Origin of the sequence: Aggregicoccus sp. 17bor-14 (genome assembly GCF_009659535.1) — a bacterium.
In the GTDB taxonomy this organism is placed as follows: Bacteria; Myxococcota; Myxococcia; order Myxococcales; family Myxococcaceae; genus Aggregicoccus.
The window spans coordinates 45,332-65,371 of record NZ_VJZZ01000006.1; the positions used below are offsets into that span (position 1 = coordinate 45,332).

The window sequence follows — 20,040 nt, forward strand, 5'->3', positions numbered from 1 at the left end:
ACCACGTTCGTGGTGGCCCGCCGCCTCATCCCATCGGTGAGCCGGCTCTGGCCGGCGCTCACGCCGCGCGCAGCTCGCGAAACTGCTCGTGGTAGAGCGCGGCGAACAGCCCGCCCTGGGTGAGCAGCTCGTCGAAGGTGCCGCGCTCGACCACGCGGCCCTTCTCGAGCACCGCGATCTGGTCGGCTTCGCGCACGGTCGAGAGCCGGTGCGCGATCACCAGGCAGGTGCGGCCCCTGAGCAGCGGCTGCAGCGCCTTCTGCACCAGGGCCTCGTTCTGCGAGTCGAGCGCGCTGGTCGCCTCGTCGAGGATGAGGATCCTCGGGTTCTTCAAGACCGCCCGCGCGATCGCGACCCGCTGGCGCTCGCCGCCCGACAGCCGCGTGCCGCGCTCGCCCACCACCGTCTGGTAGCCGCCGGGCAGCTGCGAGATGAAGTCGTGGATCTGCGCGGCGCGCGCGGCGGCGACGACCTCCTCGTCGGTGGCGTCGGGCCGGCCGTAGCGCAGGTTCTCGAGCAGCGTGCCGTGAAACAGGTACGTCTCCTGCGTCACCACGCCGATCTGCGACCGCAGGCTCTTGAGCTTGAGCCCGCGAATGTCCTGACCGTCGAGCAGCACCCGGCCCTTCGTCGGCTCGTACAGGCGCGCGAGCAGCGCCGAGACGGTGCTCTTGCCGGCTCCCGACGGCCCCACCAGCGCGATCGTCTGCCCCGGCTTCACGTGCAGGTCGACGTCGGCCAGCGTGGGCTGCTCGCCGTATGCGAACGAGACGCCCTCGAAGCGGACGTCGCCCTCGACGCTCTCGAGCTTGCGCGCGCCGGGCAGATCGCGAATCGCCGGCTCGAGGTCGAGCACCGAGAAGACGCGGTCGAAGTACGCGTAGCTGGTGACGAGGTCCACGTGCACGCCGGCGAGCGCCGACGCCGGCGGGTACAGCCGCCGCAGCAGGGTGACGAACGCGACGAGGGTGCCGAGCGCGGCGTGGCCCTCGATCACCAGGTAGCCGCCGACCGCGAACACCATCGCCGGCCCCAGCGTCTCGAACAGCCCGAGCAGCATCTGAAACCAGCGGCCGACCAGCGTCTGCTCGAGCGAGAGCTCCATCAGCTCGCGCGACTTGGCCTCTAGGCGTTTGCGCTCGCGCTTGGCGGTGCCGAAGGTCTTGAGCAGCAGGACGCCCGAGATCGAGAGCGTCTCGGAGAGCATGCCGGTGAGCTCGCCCATGCGCTCCTGCGCCTTGCGCTTGAGCGCCTTGCGCTTCTTGCCCACCCGCCGCGTGGGCGCGATGAACAGCGGGAGCATGCACAGCGAGACGAGCGCCAGCCGCCAGTCGAGCCAGACGATCGCGACCGCGGTGCTGAGCAGCACGATCGCGTTCTGCACCACCTCGGTGAGCGTCTTGCTCACCGTCTGCCCCACGCCCTGCACGTCGTTGAGCACGCGCGAGAGCGGCTCGCCGGGGCGCGTCGAGGCGAAGTAGCCCATCGGCTGCTTCTGGAGCTGCTTGAAGAGGTCGACGCGCAGGTCGAACATCATGCGCTCGCCGATCAGCGACGAGAGGTAGCGCTGGCCGACGCCGAGCACGCCGGCCACGAGCGGGCCGGCGACCATCAGCGCGCACAGCACGAGCAGCTGCCGCACGTCCGCCTCGGGGATGGCGCGATCGACGATGCGCTTGATCAACAGCGGCGGAGCGAGGTTGAGCAGCGACGCGCCGAGGATCAGCCCGACCGCGCCGGCGGCGTGCCGCGCGTAGGGGCGGCCGTAGCGCGCGATGCGCGCGAGCGTCGTGCGCTCGACCTTCTTCGGCCGCTCGTTGGGCTCGAGACGTGGCTTGTGGGCAGCGGCGGTACGCACGGCCGCCAAGCTAGGCACCCCGCCACCGGCGCGCCCGCGCGGTGTCGGCTACCCGACGCGGCTGCCCCCCAAGCCATCACCCCTTTTTCTGGCGCCCGACGTGAATGGCAGGGGCTCGCGGCGCTTTCGGGCGCGGGTGTCTCGCGGGGCTACACGGCGAAACCCGGGTTGTTCTTCCGATGCTCATGCTCCGCGCGTGTGAGCAGGAACGAGATGTAACGATCGTGCATCACTTCATCGACTCCAGGTCCGGAGCCGGCGAGTGGTTTGCCGCTTGCGATCTCGGCTGCGAGCGGCGTTGCGTGCGCACCCGGTGAACGCCGGACCAGCTCGGAGATCAGCCGGGTGAAGTTCTGCCGAGCGATCGGCGCCAGCGGCGGAGGAAGACAATCGAAGACGAACGACTCGAGGCGGATTCGCACCCGCTGTGTTTCCGCCAGGAGCTCGAGCCACGTCTGGAACGTATTGCCTGCGCTTCGCTCGGCCGCAGCCGCCTTCTGCTTTGCGTCCTGTTTCAGCTGAAACTGCTGCCGCGCGATCGCGGTCGAGGCGGTGAGCAGAGGGCTGCCGCCGACCGCGATCTTCGGTGCCGAGGACTCGTCTCGCTCGAGACCGAGCTCGAGATTTTTCGGGAGGACCCTCGCGAGGTGGATGAACCGGATCTCCCTCCAGGAAATCGGAGCACCTACCGGGTCTCGCAGACGCAGCTGTTCGTCCGCGAGCTCGATGCGCCGAACCGACAACGCCGTCGGCGCCGGGACGCGCTGCGAGAGCGGAATCACCACCGTCGGGAAGCCCGATTTCTCCAGCGCGGCAGCAGCGCTTCGAAGCAAGGCCGCCGGAGCGTAGAGCTCGAGAAAGCCCTGGCCGGTTCGCACCGCGCGCATCGCATCGGCCTGGAGGATTGAGGCGCCGACCAGCGCGTTCGCCGCCCGGGCCACGTCCAACGGCGCGCCGTCTCGGAACAACACGATCACCGCGTCGTCAGACATGGACCGAAATCTACCACGTAGGCGAGGGCCTGCGGGTGGCGCCGGTGGCCGCGGCGCAGGGAGAGGTGTGCCCGCGGGGGTGAGAAACGAGCACCCCATCCCTGGCGCCCGACGTGAATGGCAGGAGCTCGCGGCGCGGGTGGAGCGACTGCGCTAGCGCAGCGCCGCGAGGGCGGCGCCGACCTTCGCCACCGTCACCGAGACGGGCGTCGTCACCTCCGGGGCGAAAAGGGCCACGCGCAGTTCCTCGAAGGCCCACCGCAGCTCCTCCGCTGCCTGCAGGTCTCGCACGGTGGCGCGCTTGGCGAGGAAGGCCTCCCACAGGGGCGTGAAGGGCTGGGCCTTGCCCGCATCCTTGAGGGGGTTCTCCACCGCGCGTGACAGCCGCAGCTGGGCCGCGCGCAGGTAGCGCGGGTAGTCCAGCAGGCGCGAGAGGGGAATCCACTCGAGGAGGTCTGCGGGGAACAGGTGTCCGAGCTGCGCGCGGATGTCCCGCACGGCCGCACTCCCGCTCGGCCCCCGCCCAGCGGCCTTGAGTGCTGCGAGCGTCGAGGCGAGTGGCGCGGAGGTGCCCGCGACGGCCGTCGCCCAGGCCCGGGCCGCAGGCTCGATGCGCGGGGAGCCCTCCCGGACGAGCGCCTCGAAGGCCGCCTTCGTGCGGGGCAGCGGCGCACCCGGCAGCAGCCCGAATGCCTCGTCCACACTGCGCGCGAGGACGAGCGCCTTGAAGGCGTCTGCGTGGCCCCGCGCGGGCGGCGCGCCGTCCAGGGTGGGAAAGGGCGGCGGCATGCGCGCGGCGCTGACGGCCACGTGTCCGCGCGCGGCGAGCATCAGGAGCCGGCGCACCCCCGTGCGGGTGGCTGCGTCGGCGGCGGCGGCGGTCTCGAGCAGGACCAGGTCCACGGCCGCTCCCCGGTCCACCAGCGCGGGGTAGCTGCGCAGCTCGAGCCCGCCCACCCGCCGGGTGACGAACGCGGGGAGCTCGCTGAAGGTCCACGCCGTGAGCCCCTTGCGCTCGAAGTCCGTGGCCGGTGCCGCGCTGCGCAGCGCCGTGCGTGCACGTCCCCCGTACTGCTGAATCAGTGCGTCGGCATCGCGGCTGCGCGCAAGCTCCTTTCCCCCCTCGTCCAGCACCCTGAGCGTGGTGCGCAGGTAGGGCGGCACGGCATCCGCCCGGAAGGCGCTCTCCGGCACCTCCACCCCGCACAGACGGGACACCGCACCCGCGAGCGCGGGAAGCATCGGCCCGCGGAAGGGCACGAGCTCCTTCTCGAGACGCTCGATCAGCTCCGGCAGGGGCCCCAGTGCCTTGCGCTGGGCGCGCGGCAGCTGCTCGAGCAGCGCGGTGAGCTTCTCCCGCTGCCACCCGGGGATGGTCCAGTCGAGCTCACCGGGCGCGAGCTGCGCGAGGAGCAGCAGCGGCACGCTCAGGGTGATGCCGTCATCCTCGGCCGAGGGGTCGAAGGTGTACGTCACCGGCACGGACGCGCCGTGCAGGGTGAGGACGTCCGGGTAGCGCGCCGGGGACAGACCCGGGTCGTGCGCGAGCGCATCCTCCATCGTGAGGACGAGCACGTCGGGGTCGGCCGCCTCGGCCTTGCGCCGCCAGGCCTCGAAGCCCGCTCCATCCGTCACGTCCAGGGGGACGCGCTGGTCGAAGAAGTCCGCCACCGCGTCCTCGTCGAGGAGCTCGCTGCGCCGGGCCTTGTCCCGCAGGACGGCCACGCGCTCCAGCACCTGGCGGTTCCGCTCCTGGAAGGCCCCCTTGGTGCGGTACTCGCCGCTCACCAGGGCATGCTCGAGGAACATCCACCGGGCCTGGGCCGCGTTCGTATGGGCGAGGGGCACGGGCCGGTCCTTGAAGACCTGGAGCCCGTAGAGGGTCGCGCTCTCCTTCACCACCGCGCGCGCGGACTTCTCCGACCAGTGCGGGTCCGAGTAGCTGCGCTTGAGCAGGTGAGGGGCCGCCGCCGCGAGCCACGCCGGGTCGAGCTTCGCCGCCGTGCGCGCGAACAGCTGGGACGTCTCCACGAGCTCGAAGGCCATCACCCAGCCCGGGGGCTTCCTCGCGAGCGCCGACGAGGGGTGCAGCATGAAGCGCGTCTGCTTCGCGCCCGTGTAGTGGCGCTGCTCCGGGTTCCACTGGCCGATGCGGGACAGGAGCCCGGTGAGCAGCGCCTGGTGCAGGGCGTCTCCGGGGGCCGGGGCGCCCTTGCCCTTCCGCGGCAGGCGCAGCTCGCGCACGGTCTCCTCGAGCTGGCGCTGGACGTCCCGCCACTCGCGCACCCGGAGGAAGGACAGGAAGTTGTCCCGGCACACGCGCCGCAGGTGCGACGTGCCCCGCGCCTCCGCCTCGCGAACGAAGGCCCACAGCTTGAGCAGCCCCGTGAAGTCCGAGCTCTCGTCGCGGAAGCGCCGGTGTAGCTCGTCCGCCTTCTGCGCGAGCTCGCGGGGCCGCTCTCGCGGGTCCTGCAGGTTGAGCGCCGCGGCGACGATGAGCACCTCGTCCAGGCAGCCGTACTCGGCACCGGCGAGGATCATCCGCGCGATGCGGGGGTCCACCGGGAAGCGCGCGAGCTGGTGCCCCAGCGGCGTCAGGGTGCGCTCCTTGCCCTCGATGGCCCCGAGCTCCTCGAGCACCCGCCAGCCCTCCGCGATGGCCTTCGACTGGGGCGGGTCGAGGAAGGGGAAGTCCTCGACGTCACCGAGGTCCAGGGACTTCATCCGCAGGATGACGCCCGCGAGCCCCGTGCGCTTGATCTCGGGATCGGTGAAGGCGGGCCGGGAGGTGAAGCCCGCCTCGTCGTAGAGGCGCACGCAGATGCCCTCGCGCACGCGGCCGCAGCGCCCCTTGCGCTGGTCGGCGCTGGCCTGGGAGATGGGCTCGATGTGCAGGCGCGTGGTGCCCGAGCGCGGATCGTAGCGCGACAGGCGCGCCACGCCCGTGTCCACCACGTACACGATGCCCGGGAGGGTGACGGAGGTCTCGGCGACGTTGGTGGCGAGGATGACCCGGCGCTCGGGGATGCTGGCGAAGACGCGCGACTGCTCGGCGGCGGAGAGGCGCGCATAGAGCGGCTGCACCACCGTGCCGCGGAGCGAGCGCGCGTTGAGGGCGCTCTCGGTCTCGCGGATCTCCCGCTCGCCGGGGAGGAACACGAGCACGTCCCCGTCCGGGTCGAGCGAGAGCACGTTCGCCACCGCATCGGCGACGGCGTCGGGGAGCTCGGCCTCGTCGGGGGGCGGCTCGTAGAGCACGTCCACCGGGAAGGTGCGGCCCTCCACCTGGATGACCGGCGCTCCCCCGAAGAACCGGGAGAAGCGCTCGGTCTCGATGGTGGCCGAGCTCACCACCACCTTGAGGTCGGGGCGCTGGGGGAGGAGGCGCTTGAGCCACCCGAGCAGGAAGTCGATGGTGAGGCTGCGCTCGTGGGCCTCGTCGAGCACGATCGTGTCGTAGCGGCGCAGGAGCGGGTCGCTGTGAATCTGCGCGAGCAGGACGCCATCGGTCATGAACTTCACGGCCGTGCTCCGGGTGGAGCGGTCCTCGAAGCGGATCTGGTAGCCCACGTCCGTGCCCAGCTCGGTGCCGAGCTCGCGCGCCACGCGCGCCGCCACGCTCGTCGCGGCGATGCGCCGGGGCTGGGTGACGCCAATCTGGCGCGGGCGGCCGCGCCCCATGGCGAGCAGGACCTTCGGCAGCTGCGTCGTCTTCCCCGAGCCCGTGGCTCCCGCGACGATGACCACCTGGTGGGCGCGGATGGCCTGGGTGATGTCCTCCACCCGCGCGGAGATGGGGAGCTCGGGGGGGAAGCGCAGGAGGGGCCCGCTGCCGGGGGGGATGGGCGAGTCGCCGGACATGGTCGCAGGGCCTACCACCGATTGGCGCTCGCGAGCGCGGCCGAGAGCTCGGCGAGCGACTGCACGCGCCGAGGCTGCCTACCCGATAGCGGGAGGGCATCCTGCCGCGTATGGTCACTCCGATGACTCCTGACTTCGCGGCGCGGCTCACCCAGGCCCTCCCTCGCATCCTCCGTGCGTTGCCCGATGACTGGGACCACCGCGCGACGACGTACGACCTGTTCCGCTTCGATTCCGACACGGCCTTCGGGGCGCGCTTCGAGGCGGCGCTCGGCGACATCGCCGGGCTCGACGAGCCGCGCCAGCTTCGCGAGCGGCTCGCCGCGGTCGGCCTTCCGTTCGACTACGCTCGCCTCGGTCAGCCGCTGTCGACCGTGCTCGAGATGTACGTGCAGTCGCGCACGAACGCCGCGCGCGTGTTCTCGTTCGCGTCGGTGACCAAGCCGTGGCTGTCGGTGATCGAGTCGCCGAAGCGCACGCTGCCGGTCCGCATCTATGCGCGAGGCGCGCTGCGCTTCTCGCCGAAGGGCGTCGAGGTCCACGAGCGGTGGGGTGGGGAGCTGCCGGCGCGCAGCCCCGACGTGCTCACGGTGCTCGTCACCGAGGAGCCGTTCACCGGTGACGTGCAGGCCAGCGCGGCCGATGCGATCTGCTACCCGGTACCGAACGGCGGCATGCTCCTCATCCGCGACGCGTCGCGCATCGATCCCTACGGCATCCAGCTGATCCGCAAGCGCACGCTCTCCGCGCTGCTTGCCGCCGATGCACGCGCGGAGCTGGAGCGGATCGCCGGGCTCGCGCCGACCGCCTTGCCCGAGGCGACGCCCGCCGAGTGCGACGCCGCGCTGCAGCGGCTGTTCCCGCAGATTCGAGAGAGCCTGTACTACTGCACCGGCCTCGCTGCGGAAGCAGCGGTGTTCACCGCCGTCGGCGACGTGCTCGGTCCGGTCACGCTCTTCTACGCACAGAACGGCTACGGCGGGACGGGCCAGCTGATCGCGGACCTCCTCTCGCGCGCCGGGGTGCTCCAGCCGCGCCCCCTCGAGGTCATCGGTCGCGACGCCGCCGGGCGTCCCGTCACGCTCGTCGAGCGGGTGCTCGCGTCGCTGGCTGCTCACGAGGGTGCGGCCTGCCTCTTTCTTGAGACGCCGACGAACCCCGAGCTCCAGGTGCACGACTTCCCGGCCTTGATGGCGGGGCTGCGCGCGTACCAGGCGCGCACGGGCAAGCAGGTGCCGGTGATCGTCGACACCACGCTCGCTCCGCTCTATCCGATCTTCGCGAAGGACTTCGCCCAGGACTGGCCGTTCATCCTCGTGAAGAGCGGCTCGAAGTACTTCACCAAGGGCAAGACCACGCTCGGGGTGGTCGCGTGCGCGGACCATCCGGTCGCGCGCCAGATCGTCGCGCGGGCCCGCGAGCTGGGGCAGGGCGCCGACTCGTTCGCGCGCCCGGCGCAGCTCGCCGAGCTCCGCGCGGGGCTCGAGGACCTGCGGCCGCGCATGGCCACGATCAGCGCGAACACCATCCGGCTGGCCAACGGACTGCGCAGTGCGCTCCGGGCGCGGGGGCACGAGGTCACGCTGTACGCGATCTCGGAGGCGCAGGTGGCCGAGGGGCTCGCGAGCGGCATGCTGTCGTTCTACCTGCCGCCGGCGCCGACCACGCACGCCGACCTCGTCGACGAGTTCGTCGCGTATCTGCTCGAGCACGCGCCGAAGCTGGTGAAGAGCCGCGTGAGCTACGGGCAGTCCGTCGGCGACGGCAGGCCCGACTACTTCTACGTGATCAACCCGGAGGAGTCGACGCAGGGCGCCCTCTCCGCCGAGGTCAAGAACGCGCAGAAGCACGACAACGTCCAGATCTGCCGCATCTCGGTGCCCGAGCACGCGGACGTCGACGGGCTCCTCGCCGCGATGGACGGCTTCTTCGCGCTCAAGTACTGACGCGCGGTTCATCGTGGCTCAGCACGCCTGGGCCTGCGGCTGTCGCTCAGTCCGAGGAGCGGTCGAGGAGGCCCTCGCGCCGGGCGATCGTGGCCGCCTGGGTGCGCGACCCCGCCTCGAGCTTGCTCAGGATCGCGGACACATGATGGTCGATGGTCTTGGGGCTGACGAACAGGCGCCGCCCCAGCTCCTTGTTGCTCAGGCCTTCGTGCAGCAGCGCGAGCACGTCCATCTCCCGCCGGGTCAGGCCGAAGCGGTTCGCGCGCGTGGACGGGCGAGGCCCGCGCGGCAGGCCCCGCAGGCCGCGCGCCCCGAGCTCCACGCGGGCGCGGCTCGCGGACGCTGCCGCGCCCAGCACGTCCAGCAGGGCGAGCCCCGCGCGCGCCGCGGCCTCATCGCCCTCCAGCAGCGCCAGCGCGCGCGGGTAGGGCATGCCGAGCTGGGCCCATCGGGCGGCCGCGCCCTCCCAGTCACCGTCGGCGAGCAGGCGGTGCGGGGGCGGTAGGCGAGCGCGCTCGAAGCGGCTCGCGTCTGCGCCGAGCTTGCGGGTCCAGAACCACAGCGAGCCGGTCAGCCACGCGCTCGTCTGGTCCGGGAACCGCGTCACCGCCTCGTCGATCAGCGCGAGCGCAGCGTCGCGCCCCTCCTGGCGGATCCACGCCCGCTCGGCCATCACCTCCGCATAGGCGAGATAGCGCGGCGCCTCGCGCCCGGTGAGCATGTGCTGGGTCAGCTCGGCCAGCGGCTCATCCGCATCCTCGCCGCGACGGATGCGCAGCGTCGCCAGCGCGAGTGCGGCCGGATGGTGGGCGATGGGGCCGGTCGCACGATTGTCGAGGACGCGCAGCGCCGTCTCGCCGGCCTCGTCCCACTCACCCTTCGCGAGCAGGACCAGCGCCTTCGTGCCGCAGAGGTAGTCGCGCAAGACGTCGAGATCGCGATCCTGGCAATAGGAGATTCCCTCGTTGGCGTTGGCGAGCGCCTCCTCCAGCGACAGGATGAAGGCGGCACACGAGGCCCGGGTGATCAGGATGCGCGCCACCTCGAAGTCGCAGTTCGGGAGCCCGCGCGCAATCCGGAGCGCCGCGTCGAGCGTGGTTCTCCGGCGCTCCGGATCGACGTGGCACAGCGCGGCCCCGACGTTGTTCATCGCATGGACGACGATCTCCTTGCGGCCGAGCCGCTCGGCCATGGCGATCGCCCGCTCGCCCCACTCGACCGCCCGCGCGGGCTCGTCGGCGAGCATCGCGAGCTGTGCGACGTTCGAGCAGGCCATCGCCAGCGTCGCGGACTCGCCCAGCGGCTCCAGCGCGGCAACCGCCCTGGCGGCATGGTCATCGGCCGCCTGGCGGTCGCCGTTCAGGTAGTGGAACCGTGACAGCCATCGCAGCGCGTCGCCCGCGCGCTCCTCATCGCCGGCGGCGGTGAACAGGTCGTGCGCGCGGTTCATGGTCTCGATCGCCTCGGCCAGGCGGCCAGTGACGTGAAGCTCGCTGCTGAGCGCGCTCCAATAGGCCGCGGCTTCGACGGCGGGCAGCCCGTCGACGTACGGCTCCATCGCACGCCATGACTGTGCCGCTTCCCGGTGGGCGCCCGCCGCGCTCGCTGCGCGCGCGGCCTCCGGCGCAAGGGCCCGGATCGCGCGGCGGTCCTGCGCCGCGATGGCGTGGTGCAGGCGCCGGGCTGCGCTCGCGCCCGAGCGCTCGAGCAGCTCCAGCGCGCGGGCGTGCAGCGCGTGGCGTTGGAGCGGGTCGAGCGCGTCCTCGACCGCGCGGCGTGTCAGCTCGTGCCGAAACGCGTAGCCGTCGCCGTCGCTGACCAGGAGCCCGCTGGCCAGGCAGGGGGCCATCGCTTCGGCGCGGACGCCCGCCGGAGCGAGCGTGGCCACCCCCACGCGCCCCGGGAACACCGAGCACTGATTGAGCGCGTCGCGGGCCGGCTCCGGGAGCGCGTCGGCCCTGCCCAGCACCATGTCCGCAATCGAGGCGGGCTGTCTGCCCTTGCTGGCCAGCAGCTCGTTGACGAGCAGGGGATTGCCGCCGGTCAGCGCGTGCACCTCCACCCCGTACACGCCCCTGCGCACCGACAGCTGGGCCACCGCCGCCGGGCTCAGGCGCGGCAGGTCGAGGCGCGTCCGGAGCTCGGCCGGGATGTCGTTGGCGACGCGCCGAAGCTGCGAGCGGCTGGCGGCGTCGTCGTCGCGCGAGGTGATGACCACGAGCAGGGGCCTGCCCGCGAGACGCCGCCCCATGAAGCGCAGGAAGTCCATGCTGGCTTCGTCGGCCCAGTGCAGGTCCTCGATGAGCACGACGGTCGGCGCCGCGCACAGCTCGTCGAGCGCATCGGCGAACAGCGCCAGCCTTGCTCTGTCCGCGGCGCCCCGCCACGCCGAGAGCCCGAGGTCTTGAAGGAGCACCAGCGCCTCGGGCGTGCTCAGGTCTTCGCACGCCGCGGTGTAGAGGCGCGCCGCCCCCCTCGCCTGCTCGGCGAACGTGCGGAGCAGGCTGGTCTTCCCGATCCCCGCCTCGCCTACCACGAGGACCATCCCGCCTCGAGAGGCCAGCGCCTGCTCGAGGCCGGCCCTCAAGGCGCTCAGAAGCGGTTCACGTTCCAGGAGCATGGAGCGTCAATCCCGGGAAGGTGCGGGCGGCAAAATGGGGAGTTCCGCCCGCCAAGATGGGCAGTCGCTCCGATGGCCGCCATCGCACGGGGGCGCATCCTCCAGGCCTCACCCAAGGAGCGCACCATGTACCACCACTTCGATTACGAGCAGACGCTGGCCGCCTCGCTGCGCGGGGCCTGGAACCTGGACGACGTGCTGAGGCAGGACCAGGAGCTCGACTTCTCGAGGAACTTCATGCCCGAGAGCCTGGCCCGGACGGCCGCGCTCGAGATGCTCGACGCGCGCGAGCAGCGGTTGCTCAACCAGCTTTCGGCCAACCAGTACCTGGCGATCTTCGGCATCGTCGAGGAATTCATCGTCCCGTTCCTGCTCGATCATGCGCGCCCCGAGCTGCGCGGCGACGACTACCGGGTGCGCTCGCTCCTCAACTTCGCCACCGAGGAGGCCAAGCACATCCACATGTTCAAGCGCTTCGCCGCGGCCTTCACGCGCGGCTTCCCGACGAAGCCGCAGCTGATCGGCCCCTCCGAGGCGATCGGCGCCGAGGTGCTGCGCCACGACGCGCTCACGGTGGGGCTCGTCATCCTCATGATCGAGTGGATGACCCAGCAGCACTACCTCGGCTCGATCAAGGACAACGGCGACATCGACCCGCTGTTCAAGCGGCTGATGCGCAGCCACTGGATCGAGGAGGCCCAGCACGCCAAGCTCGACACGCTGATCGTCGACGCGCTCGTCGAGAGCCGGGGCGACGTCGCCTGGGACGCGGTCATGGACGCGTTCTTCGAGATCGGCGGCTTCCTCGACAGCGGGCTCGCCGCGCAGGCCGCCTTCAACGTGGATGCGCTCGAGCGGCTGACCGGCAAGCGCTACGCCGAGCGCGACGCGATGATCAAGCAGCAGCACCAGGCCGCCCGCTGGACGTACATCGGGTCGGGCATGGTGCACGAGAAGTTCATCGCCACGCTCGACGCACACTCGCCGCTGGCTGCCCGCCGCATCGCGGAGGCCGCACCGATGTTCGCCTGAAGCGACCCGCAGGAGGGGCGGGAGGGGGCCCCGCGCGCAGGGGTGCTCTTGGCCCGAGGTGCGCCTGCGACCTGGCCGAAGACGTCGTGCGGTGGCCCTATTGCGCGAGGATGCGCCGCTCGACGTCGGGTGGCACACGCCAGAGCTTGTGCATGCCGCGGCAGGGCACGGGCTCCCGGAGCACGACCAGGTCCGAGCAGACCCAGCCAAAGCTGCCGAAGAACCAGGGCGAATCGTGCAGCGAATCCGTGGGATCGAGCGCGTCCCGCCGTAACACGCGCGCAATCCGGACCGTCCCGATGATGGCGCCCTTCACGCTGCGGGCGCGGTGCAGGTGCGCGGCGATCACGTCGGGCGGAACACCGTCCGCCGCGGCGAGCCGCGCGACCTCCGCGGCGCCTTCGTCGTCCCACTTCAGCCCCGAGTGGATGGCAATGCGCTCGCCGACCACGCGCGCCGGGGGTGGCCATTCGCGGTTCTCGATGGGCTTCCCCAGGTGCAACAGCGCCGTGTCCCACGGCCGCCAGAAGGTCAGTGCGAGCATCGGAGCTCGGGGGAACGCGAGGGACCGTCAGCTGCAGCTGGCATTGAGCGGCGCGAACGTGGCTCCGTTCCACGAGGCCGGGCAGGACGTGACGCCGCTCGTCGCCGCGACTCCGCCCGACGCCTCGGTGCCGCCCGGGCGGATCGCCGCCGACCAGAGACCGTGGATCATGAACGCCTCATCGACCAGTCGAAGGGGTAGGGGACGGTACCCGGTTCCGTGCGCCGGGCGAAGCCGCGTCAGTCGCTGCTCTTCTCGGAAGAGGGCGCGGCCGACGAAGCCTGCGAGTCCGGGTCCTGGCGGTACGGTGAAGGCAGAGGCCGGTCTCCCCGGGGCGGCGGTGGCCGGCTCGGCGGGACACCCCCCGTGAGCGCTGCATCCAGCACCTTGATTGTCGCGTCGGCCATCGCAGCCGTGCACCCGGGGGCGAGCGTGAGCAGGCAGAGCAGCGCGGCGGTGCGGGTGGCTCGAGGGGACATGGCGCAGCGACGCTAGCGCCGCACTCCCCGCGAGTCCACGCGACCCCTGCGCGTCCCACGCGCGAAGCGCCGGCGCCCCGGACAGGCCCTTCCCTCGGAGGCGCGGCTGGCACACCATGCGGCCTCTCCCGCTCTCCCCGGAGCCCCTGGTGTCCACGACCCGTCTCGTCCTCTGTGCGCTCGAGCCCGCGCTCGCCTCGGCCTGGGAGGAGGCGTGCGGAGGGCTCGACTTCGTCACCGTGCACCGCGGCTCCATCCTGGAGGTCTCCGCGGACGCGCTGGTGAGCCCGGCGAACAGCTTCGGCTTCATGGCCGGCGGCATCGACGCGGCGTACGTGCGGCACTTCGGTCCCGAGCTGCAGGCGCGCGTGCAGCGCATGATCCTGGAGGAGCACCACGGCGAGCTGCTCGTCGGCGCGGCGGGGCTCGTGGAGACGGGCAACGAGCGCACGCCCTGGCTCATCGCGGCGCCCACGATGCGCGTCCCCGCGCCCCTGCCAGCAGACTCGGTGAACGCATACCTCGCGGCGCGCGCGGTGTTCCTGCTGCTCGAGCACGGGCGCATGCGCTCGGGGCTCACGCGCGGGCCGCTGGTGAGCGAGCGCATCCGGACGGTGGCGATGCCCGGGCTGGGCACGGGCGTGGGCGGGATGCCGGCGCGGGTGTGCGCGCGTCAGGTGCGCGCGGCCATCGACGACGTGCTGCTCGGCGGCCTGAAGCTGCCGGCGAGCGGCGCGGAGGCGGCCGAGCGGCACCGCGTGCTCGCGCGCTGAGGCCCGCGCCGTCCAGGCTTCCGGCGCGCGCTCGAGAGCCTCGCCCATCCGCCGTGCCCTGGGGCGTCGGCCGCCAGCCCGCACCCACATCGCCCCGGATGTAGGGCGCAAGTGCCTCCGGTCCCCACCTGTATTTCATTGCATTGAACATTTACAGTCTTCGTGCGCCTCGAATCATTCGAGACGCGCCGAGCGCAAGTCCGCGTCTCCGGGGCCGTCCCCGAGCGCGTAAACGCGAAAGTGAGATGGGATGAACCGGGGAACTCCGAGGGCCCTGCTGGGGCGAGTCGTGCTGCTGTCCGCCGCGCTGGCCATTACCGCCTGTACGCAGGGTCCCGCCGGAGCCGAGGGGAACGGGGGGCCCGCGGGTCCTGCTGGCCCCGCCGGCGCCAAGGGGGACCCGGGCGCTGCAGGCGCTGCGGGCGCTGCGGGCAGCAACGGGCAGAACACGGTGACGCGCACCACGCCCGAGGACCCGGGCGCACACTGCGTGAGCGGCGGCTTCCGGGTGGACATGGGCCTCGACGCCAACGCCAACGGCGTCCTCGACGACGCGGAGCGGAACGCGGCGCTCACGAACTACCTCTGCAACGGCCTCGCGGGCCCGCAGGGCGGGACCGGCCCTCAGGGCGCCCCGGGCCCGAGCGGCATCACGACGTTGGTGCGCACCACCTCCCAGGCGCCCGGCGCGGACTGCGCCACGGGAGGCCTCAAGGTCGAGTCCGCGCTCGATGCCAACGCCAACGGCAACATCGACCCGGGTGAGGTGATCGACTCGGCCACCCGGTACGTGTGCAACGGCTCCCAGGGCGTCATGGGCCCGATGGGGCCTCAGGGCGCGACCGGGGTGCAGGGGGCTGCGGGGCCCAAGGGTGACGATGGTGCCACCGGGCCTGCAGGTCCGCAGGGCGCGACCGGCGCAACGGGCGCGACCGGCGCCCAGGGCCCGCAGGGAGCCACGGGCGCTACCGGTGCCACGGGCGCTACCGGTGCCACGGGCGCTCGCGGGAGTGACGGCACGTCCACGCTCGCGCGCACCTCGCCCGAGGCGCCTGGCGCGAACTGCGCCACCGGCGGCGTGAAGCTCGAGTTCGGTCTCGACTTCAACGGCAACGGCACGCTCGATACCGGCGAGCTCGACCTCGCGGCCACCCGCTTCGTGTGCAACGGCGCGCAGGGTCCGCAGGGTGCCACGGGTGCTACCGGCGCGACGGGCGCCACGGGTGCAAGCGGCCTCAATGCGGCGTTCTCCACCACGGCCGAGGCCCCAGGCCCCAACTGCGCCACGGGCGGCGTGAAGCTGCAGAGTGGCCTGGACGGCAACGGAAACGGCACGCTGGACGCAGGTGAGGTGATCGCGGCGCACACGCGCTACGTGTGCAACGGCGCGCAGGGCCCCCAAGGAGTGCAGGGCGCTCAGGGCCCCGCCGGCGCCACGGGCGCGACGGGCGCGCAAGGCCCCGCGGGCGCGACGGGCGCGCAAGGTCCTCAGGGCCCGGTCGGCGCGACGGGTGCGACGGGCGCCACCGGCGCGACGGGCGCGACCGGCGCCACCGGTGCGACGGGTCCGCAGGGTCCGGCCGGCACGTTGGGCATCTTCGGCGACGGCTCGTCCGGGGCGCTGACGGTGAGCAGTCCGCTGGACCTGACCACGCCCGCGGGAGTCAACACCCTGCCGGGTGGGCTCAACATGCAGTACACGGACATCACCATCTCCAGCACCCTCGTCGTGCCGAGCGGGACCGTGCTGCGCGCCACCGGTAACGTGAACGTCACGGGGACGGGCAGCATCGTCGTGGCGCCGGGCGCGCAGGACAACGGCACGGCGCGGCCGCTCGCAGGCGTCGCGCTCTCCGCGGCGAGCACTCCCGTGGGCGGCGTCGGGTTGGGAACGATCCAGGCCAGCCGCGCGTTCGTGGCCGGCCTCCTCGGCGGCGGTGCGGGCGCCCGGCCCACCAACAACGTCACCGGCTCAGAGGGGGGCGGCGCGTTCACGCTCCTGGCCCGGGGCAACATCACCGTCGCCTCCGGCGCCATCATCAACGCGAACGGCCGCGCTTCGGTGAACCTGAACACCGCGGGGCTGGGCATCACGGGCGGCGGCGGCGGTGGCGGCGGCGTGGTGGCCCTGCTCGCCAAGGGCACCGTCACCGTGGCGGGGACCATCCAGGCCAACGGCGGCGCGGGTGCGTCCGGCTTCGACGGCAACGGCGGCAACGCCGAGGGCGGCGGCGGCGGCGGTGGCGGCGGCATCGTGGCGCTGCTCGCCTCGGCCACGCCGTCCGTCACGGGCTCCATCCAGGTGAGCGGCGGCGCGGCCGGCGCCAACGCGGGCGCCAGCGCGACCATCAACCCGGGCGGCGGCGGTGGGGCCTGCGGTGGCAACGGCGGAGCGGCGGGGCAGACCACGTCCACGGTCTCGGCCGGCGCCTCGGGGTACTCCTTCAACATCGTGGTGCCCAGCCCCGAGAACCTCTACCGCTAGTCTGCCGGCGGGCCGGGGCGCGCACGCAGCCCCGGCCCGCGAGGCCCGAGGTGCGCCTGCGAGGCGGGCCGAGGGCGTCGTGCGGTGGCCTGGAGGCGGGCGGCTGCTCGGAGGCCTGCTGGGCGGCCCATAGGTTGAGAAGCGCGGCGAAATAGGCGAGGGAGGGCGCTGTTGCTGGCGCAACCTGCGGCCCGGTGGGGCCTCTGAGCGAAAGCCAGTCCCCTCTGGCGTGGCGCAGGTGCGCTGCGCTCCCACACCTCCGAGTGAATCTCCTATGTCCCTGAAGAACCTGCCCCAGCGCCTCGAGCTCGGCATGGGCGGCGTGGCGGCGCGCTTCCACCGCCACCCCTTCCTCGCGCTCGCCATCGCGGCGCTGCTCACGGGCCTGGGGGTCTTCGGCGCGCGCCACCTCACCCTCAACGCGGACCTGGTGAGCCTGCTGCCGCGCTCCTTCGAGTCGGTGCAGGACATCGACAAGCTGCGCCAGCGCTTCGGCGGCATGGGCTACGTGGTGGTGGTGGGGCAGGGCGCGGCGCCCGAGCAGCTGCAGCAGTTCGCGGAGGACCTGGCGCCCAGGCTCGCGGCCCTGCCGGACGTGCGCTTCGTGGACTACAAGCGGGCGAGCGGCTTCTTCGCCGACCGCGCGCTCTACTACCTCGAGCCCGAGGACCTGAAGGCCGTCGAGACGCGCATCGACGACCGCATCCACTACGAGCTGCTCGCGCGCAACCCGCTCTTCGTGCAGCTGGACGACGAGCCCGCGCCCCCGCTCGACTTCACCGACATCCAGCAGAAGTACGGCGGCAGCGCGCAGAGCCGGCTCAGCGGCAAGGGCGAGACCTACTACCTGGACCGCGAGAACAGGGTCATCGTGCTGCTGGTGAAGCCGAAGGGGACCTCGGCGGACCTGGGCTACGCGAAGCAGGTGGTCACCAAGGTGGACGCGTTCCTGAAGGCGCAGGACCTGTCGAAGTACGGGCCCGGCTTCAGCACTGCCATCACCGGCACCTACAAGAAGAAGGTGGACCAGCAGAAGGAGATCACCGGGGACCTGGCGCGCGCCTCGACCATCGCGTCGGTGCTGCTGCTGCTCTACCTCTGCTTCCACTTCCGCAGCGCGCTCGCGGTGCTCTTCACGCTGGTGCCGGTGGGTGCGGCGCTCGCGTGGACCTACGGCTTCGTGGGGGTGGCGTACGGGCAGGTGAACCTGCTCACGGGCTTCCTCGGCGCCATCCTCGGCGGGCTCGGGGTGGAGCACGGCATCCACCTGTACGGGCGCTACACGGCGCTGCGCACCGAGGGCATCCTCGCGGAGGACGCGACGCGCGAGGCCTTCCAGCACACCGGCTTCAGCGCGCTCATCAGCGCGATGGTGGCGGCGCTCACCTTCCTCAGCCTCGCCATCAGCGAGTTCAAGGCGTTCCGCGAGTTCGGCGTCATCGCCGCGGTGGGCATGGTCGTCGCGGTCGCCGCCTACGTGCTCATCCTGCCGGCGCTGCTGGGGCTCGCCGCGCGCGCAGGCTGGAAGCCGCGGGGAGGGCGCGGGCACGAGGGGGCGAATTCCGAGATCGCCCGCTGGCTGCCGCGCCTCTACCGCCCGGTGACGCTGGTGATGGGGCTGCTCGTGCTGGGGCTCGGGGTGGCGGCGGCCAAGGTGCGCTTCAACTACGACTTCAGCGCGCTGGACGACGTGAGCCTGGAGTCGGTGAAGCTCGACAAGAAGGTCGACCCCATCCTCGGCTACTCGCAGACGCCGGTCATCGTGCTCACCGACACGCCGAAGCAGGAGCGCGAGGTGGTGGCGCGGCTGCAGGAGCGCAAGCGCCAGCAGGGCAAGGACTCGGCCATCGACTTCGTGGCGGCGCTCGAGGACCTGGTGCCGCAGGGGCAGCAGGAGAAGCAGCAGATCCTCCAGCGCATCCGCGCGCAGCTGCAGAAGGTGGACCCGGCCACGCTGGACCCCGCGGCGCGCCGCAGCTACGAGCAGGCGCTGCGCAGCACCGGGGCCGAGCCCTTCACGCGCGCGGACATCCCGGCGAGCGTTCGCCGCCAGTTCGAGGGCTCCGGGGGCGAGGCCTCCGGCTTCGTGCTGGTGTTCGCGCGGGTGAGCCTCTCGGACGGCGCGGGGGTGCAGAAGTTCGCCCACGAGGTGCGCGGGCTCGAGCTCTCGGACGGCAGCCGCATCTCGGCCGCCGGCGAGGCCTTCGTGCTCGCGGACATCCTGCACATGGTGACGAGCGAGGCGCCGGCGGTGCTGCTCGCTGCGCTGCTCAGCGTGCTGCTCGCGATGTGGCTGACCATGGGCCGGCTGCAGACGGCGCTCTTCTGCCTCATGCCCACGCTGCTCTCCATCCTCGCCCTGGTGGGGCTGATGGCGCTGCTGGACATGCCCTTCAACTACCTGAACATCGTGGTCATCCCGGTGCTCATCGGCACCACGGTGGACGCGGGCGTGCACCTGGTGAGCCGGCTGACGGAGGAGGACACCGGGGACTTCCCCGCGGTGTATGGCGAGACGGGGCGCGCCATCGTGGGCGGCCTGCTCACCAGCGCGGTGGGCTTCGGCGCGCTCATCCTCGCGCACCATCCGGGCCTCAACTCGGTGGGCGAGCTCGCCATCCTCGGCTTCGCGGTGAACCTGCTCATCATCCTGCTCGGCTTCCCCGCGTTCCTGCTGCTGATGCAGCGGCGCAAGAAGGGCCTCGCCCGCGTGGTGCCCATGGAGCACTGCCCCCGGGACGTGAAGCACGCGGGGGACGAGGGGCTCGCGGAGGGCGAGGGGTAGCGGTCCCCTCTCCCTCTGGGAGAGGGCCAGGGTGAGGGATGTCGATCAAGTCCCCGCATCCGCGGGTGGGCGCCGCAGGTCGCTGAGGCGGATGTCTTCGTCCCGGCCGCTGCCGCCCGGCCGTCCATCCGCCCCGAGGGAGAGCACCTCGGGGCGCCCGTCGCGCAGCTCGTAGCGATAGGGATGGTTCCAGGGATCGAGCGGAATGCTCTCGATGGAGCCCTGCGCGACGAGGGCCTGAAGTCCTTCCGCAGTCGACGGGTAGCGGCCCTGCTTCGCGTAGGAGAGTTTCAGGGCACCGGCGATGTTGTGGATGTCGAGCTCCGCGCGGTCGACCTGCTCATAGTCGCGAAGTCCGAGGAAGACCGAGACGCCCAGACCGAGGATGAAGAGTCCGGTCAGCACGAGCAGCAGCCACGCACTCGCGACGAGCAGGACCTTCGAGAGGCGGCGAAGCGTGTGGCCGATGGGACGGCGGAGGTGCATGGCGCTCGTGTGTTCAAGCCGCATGCCGTGCGTCCCTGTCGAGTGCTTCGGTGAGCGCGCGCGGGACGCTGCGCCACCTTGTCATGGATCTCCGGGGGCTCCGTGACATCGAGACGCAGCGTCTAGGCCGGGCTGTTCCTTCTCCGCTCTCAGGACGACGGAGCCGGGACTGCTGGTCC

At 72.1% G+C, this 20,040-nt stretch carries 11 protein-coding genes; 5 read left to right on the plus strand and 6 right to left on the minus strand.

The window, feature by feature from the left end; genetic code table 11:
- Nucleotides 1–58: 58 nt before the first annotated feature.
- From FGE12_RS12925 to hrpA, 3 genes are all read right to left on the minus strand, one after another.
- The gene (locus FGE12_RS12925; RefSeq protein ID WP_194797839.1) at nucleotides 59–1,858 is read right to left on the minus strand and encodes an ABC transporter ATP-binding protein; all 1,800 of its coding nucleotides are present in this window, start codon (nucleotides 1,856–1,858) and stop codon (nucleotides 59–61) included.
- Between the two features lie 149 nt (nucleotides 1,859–2,007).
- On the minus strand, nucleotides 2,008–2,850 hold the full coding sequence (locus FGE12_RS12930; protein WP_153866766.1) for a hypothetical protein: 843 nt from the start codon (nucleotides 2,848–2,850) through the stop codon (nucleotides 2,008–2,010).
- 153 nt (nucleotides 2,851–3,003) lie between these two features.
- The gene (hrpA, locus tag FGE12_RS12935; RefSeq protein WP_153866767.1) at nucleotides 3,004–6,711 is read right to left on the minus strand and encodes an ATP-dependent RNA helicase HrpA; all 3,708 of its coding nucleotides are present in this window, start codon (nucleotides 6,709–6,711) and stop codon (nucleotides 3,004–3,006) included.
- Nucleotides 6,712–6,833: 122 nt separating this feature from the next.
- Here hrpA and FGE12_RS12940 point away from each other — a divergent pair, with 122 nt between their 5' ends.
- Nucleotides 6,834–8,657 (plus strand): PLP-dependent transferase, encoded by a 1,824-nt coding sequence (locus tag FGE12_RS12940; protein ID WP_153866768.1) that lies wholly within the window; start codon nucleotides 6,834–6,836, stop codon nucleotides 8,655–8,657.
- Between the two features lie 46 nt (nucleotides 8,658–8,703).
- Here FGE12_RS12940 and FGE12_RS12945 read toward each other — a convergent pair whose 3' ends face one another.
- Entirely contained in the window at nucleotides 8,704–11,277 is a 2,574-nt protein-coding gene (locus FGE12_RS12945) for an AAA family ATPase (protein WP_153866769.1), read from the minus strand.
- Between the two features lie 72 nt (nucleotides 11,278–11,349).
- Here FGE12_RS12945 and FGE12_RS12950 point away from each other — a divergent pair, with 72 nt between their 5' ends.
- Entirely contained in the window at nucleotides 11,350–12,309 is a 960-nt protein-coding gene (locus FGE12_RS12950) for a diiron oxygenase (RefSeq protein ID WP_153866770.1), read from the plus strand.
- 97 nt (nucleotides 12,310–12,406) lie between these two features.
- Here the strand turns inward: FGE12_RS12950 and FGE12_RS12955 are convergent, their stop codons facing one another.
- Entirely contained in the window at nucleotides 12,407–12,853 is a 447-nt protein-coding gene (locus FGE12_RS12955) for a hypothetical protein (RefSeq protein WP_153866771.1), read from the minus strand.
- Nucleotides 12,854–13,481: 628 nt separating this feature from the next.
- On the opposite strand from FGE12_RS12955, the gene FGE12_RS12960 reads away from it, so the two are divergent.
- The 3 genes from FGE12_RS12960 to FGE12_RS12970 all read left to right on the plus strand — a co-directional run bounded on the left by FGE12_RS12960 (nucleotide 13,482) and on the right by FGE12_RS12970 (nucleotide 19,375).
- Nucleotides 13,482–14,105 carry a macro domain-containing protein gene (locus FGE12_RS12960; protein ID WP_370458971.1) on the plus strand — a complete coding sequence of 208 codons (624 nt, stop codon included), beginning with the start codon at nucleotides 13,482–13,484 and terminating at the stop codon, nucleotides 14,103–14,105.
- Nucleotides 14,106–14,556: 451 nt separating this feature from the next.
- Nucleotides 14,557–16,590, plus strand: a complete 2,034-nt coding sequence (locus tag FGE12_RS30770) for a collagen-like protein (RefSeq protein ID WP_370458972.1) — start codon at nucleotides 14,557–14,559, stop codon at nucleotides 16,588–16,590.
- A gap of 274 nt (nucleotides 16,591–16,864) precedes the next feature.
- Nucleotides 16,865–19,375 carry an RND family transporter gene (locus FGE12_RS12970; RefSeq protein WP_153866773.1) on the plus strand — a complete coding sequence of 837 codons (2,511 nt, stop codon included), beginning with the start codon at nucleotides 16,865–16,867 and terminating at the stop codon, nucleotides 19,373–19,375.
- Between the two features lie 45 nt (nucleotides 19,376–19,420).
- Here the strand turns inward: FGE12_RS12970 and FGE12_RS12975 are convergent, their stop codons facing one another.
- Entirely contained in the window at nucleotides 19,421–19,885 is a 465-nt protein-coding gene (locus tag FGE12_RS12975; protein WP_153866774.1) for a type II secretion system protein GspG, read from the minus strand.
- Nucleotides 19,886–20,040: the final 155 nt, after the last annotated feature.

Bases quoted from the DNA above. Each gene is read 5' to 3' on its own strand.
- FGE12_RS12950 (WP_153866770.1), top strand. From the start codon at position 11,350: ATGGCCGCCATCGCACGGGGGCGCATCCTCCAGGCCTCACCCAAGGAG.
- FGE12_RS12955 (WP_153866771.1), bottom strand. From the start codon at position 12,853: ATGCTCGCACTGACCTTCTGGCGGCCGTGGGACACGGCGCTGTTGCAC.
- FGE12_RS12930 (WP_153866766.1), bottom strand. From the start codon at position 2,850: ATGTCTGACGACGCGGTGATCGTGTTGTTCCGAGACGGCGCGCCGTTG.
- FGE12_RS12970 (WP_153866773.1), top strand. From the start codon at position 16,865: ATGTCCCTGAAGAACCTGCCCCAGCGCCTCGAGCTCGGCATGGGCGGC.
- hrpA (WP_153866767.1), bottom strand. From the start codon at position 6,711: ATGTCCGGCGACTCGCCCATCCCCCCCGGCAGCGGGCCCCTCCTGCGC.
- FGE12_RS12975 (WP_153866774.1), bottom strand. From the start codon at position 19,885: ATGCGGCTTGAACACACGAGCGCCATGCACCTCCGCCGTCCCATCGGC.
- FGE12_RS12945 (WP_153866769.1), bottom strand. From the start codon at position 11,277: ATGCTCCTGGAACGTGAACCGCTTCTGAGCGCCTTGAGGGCCGGCCTC.
- FGE12_RS12940 (WP_153866768.1), top strand. From the start codon at position 6,834: ATGACTCCTGACTTCGCGGCGCGGCTCACCCAGGCCCTCCCTCGCATC.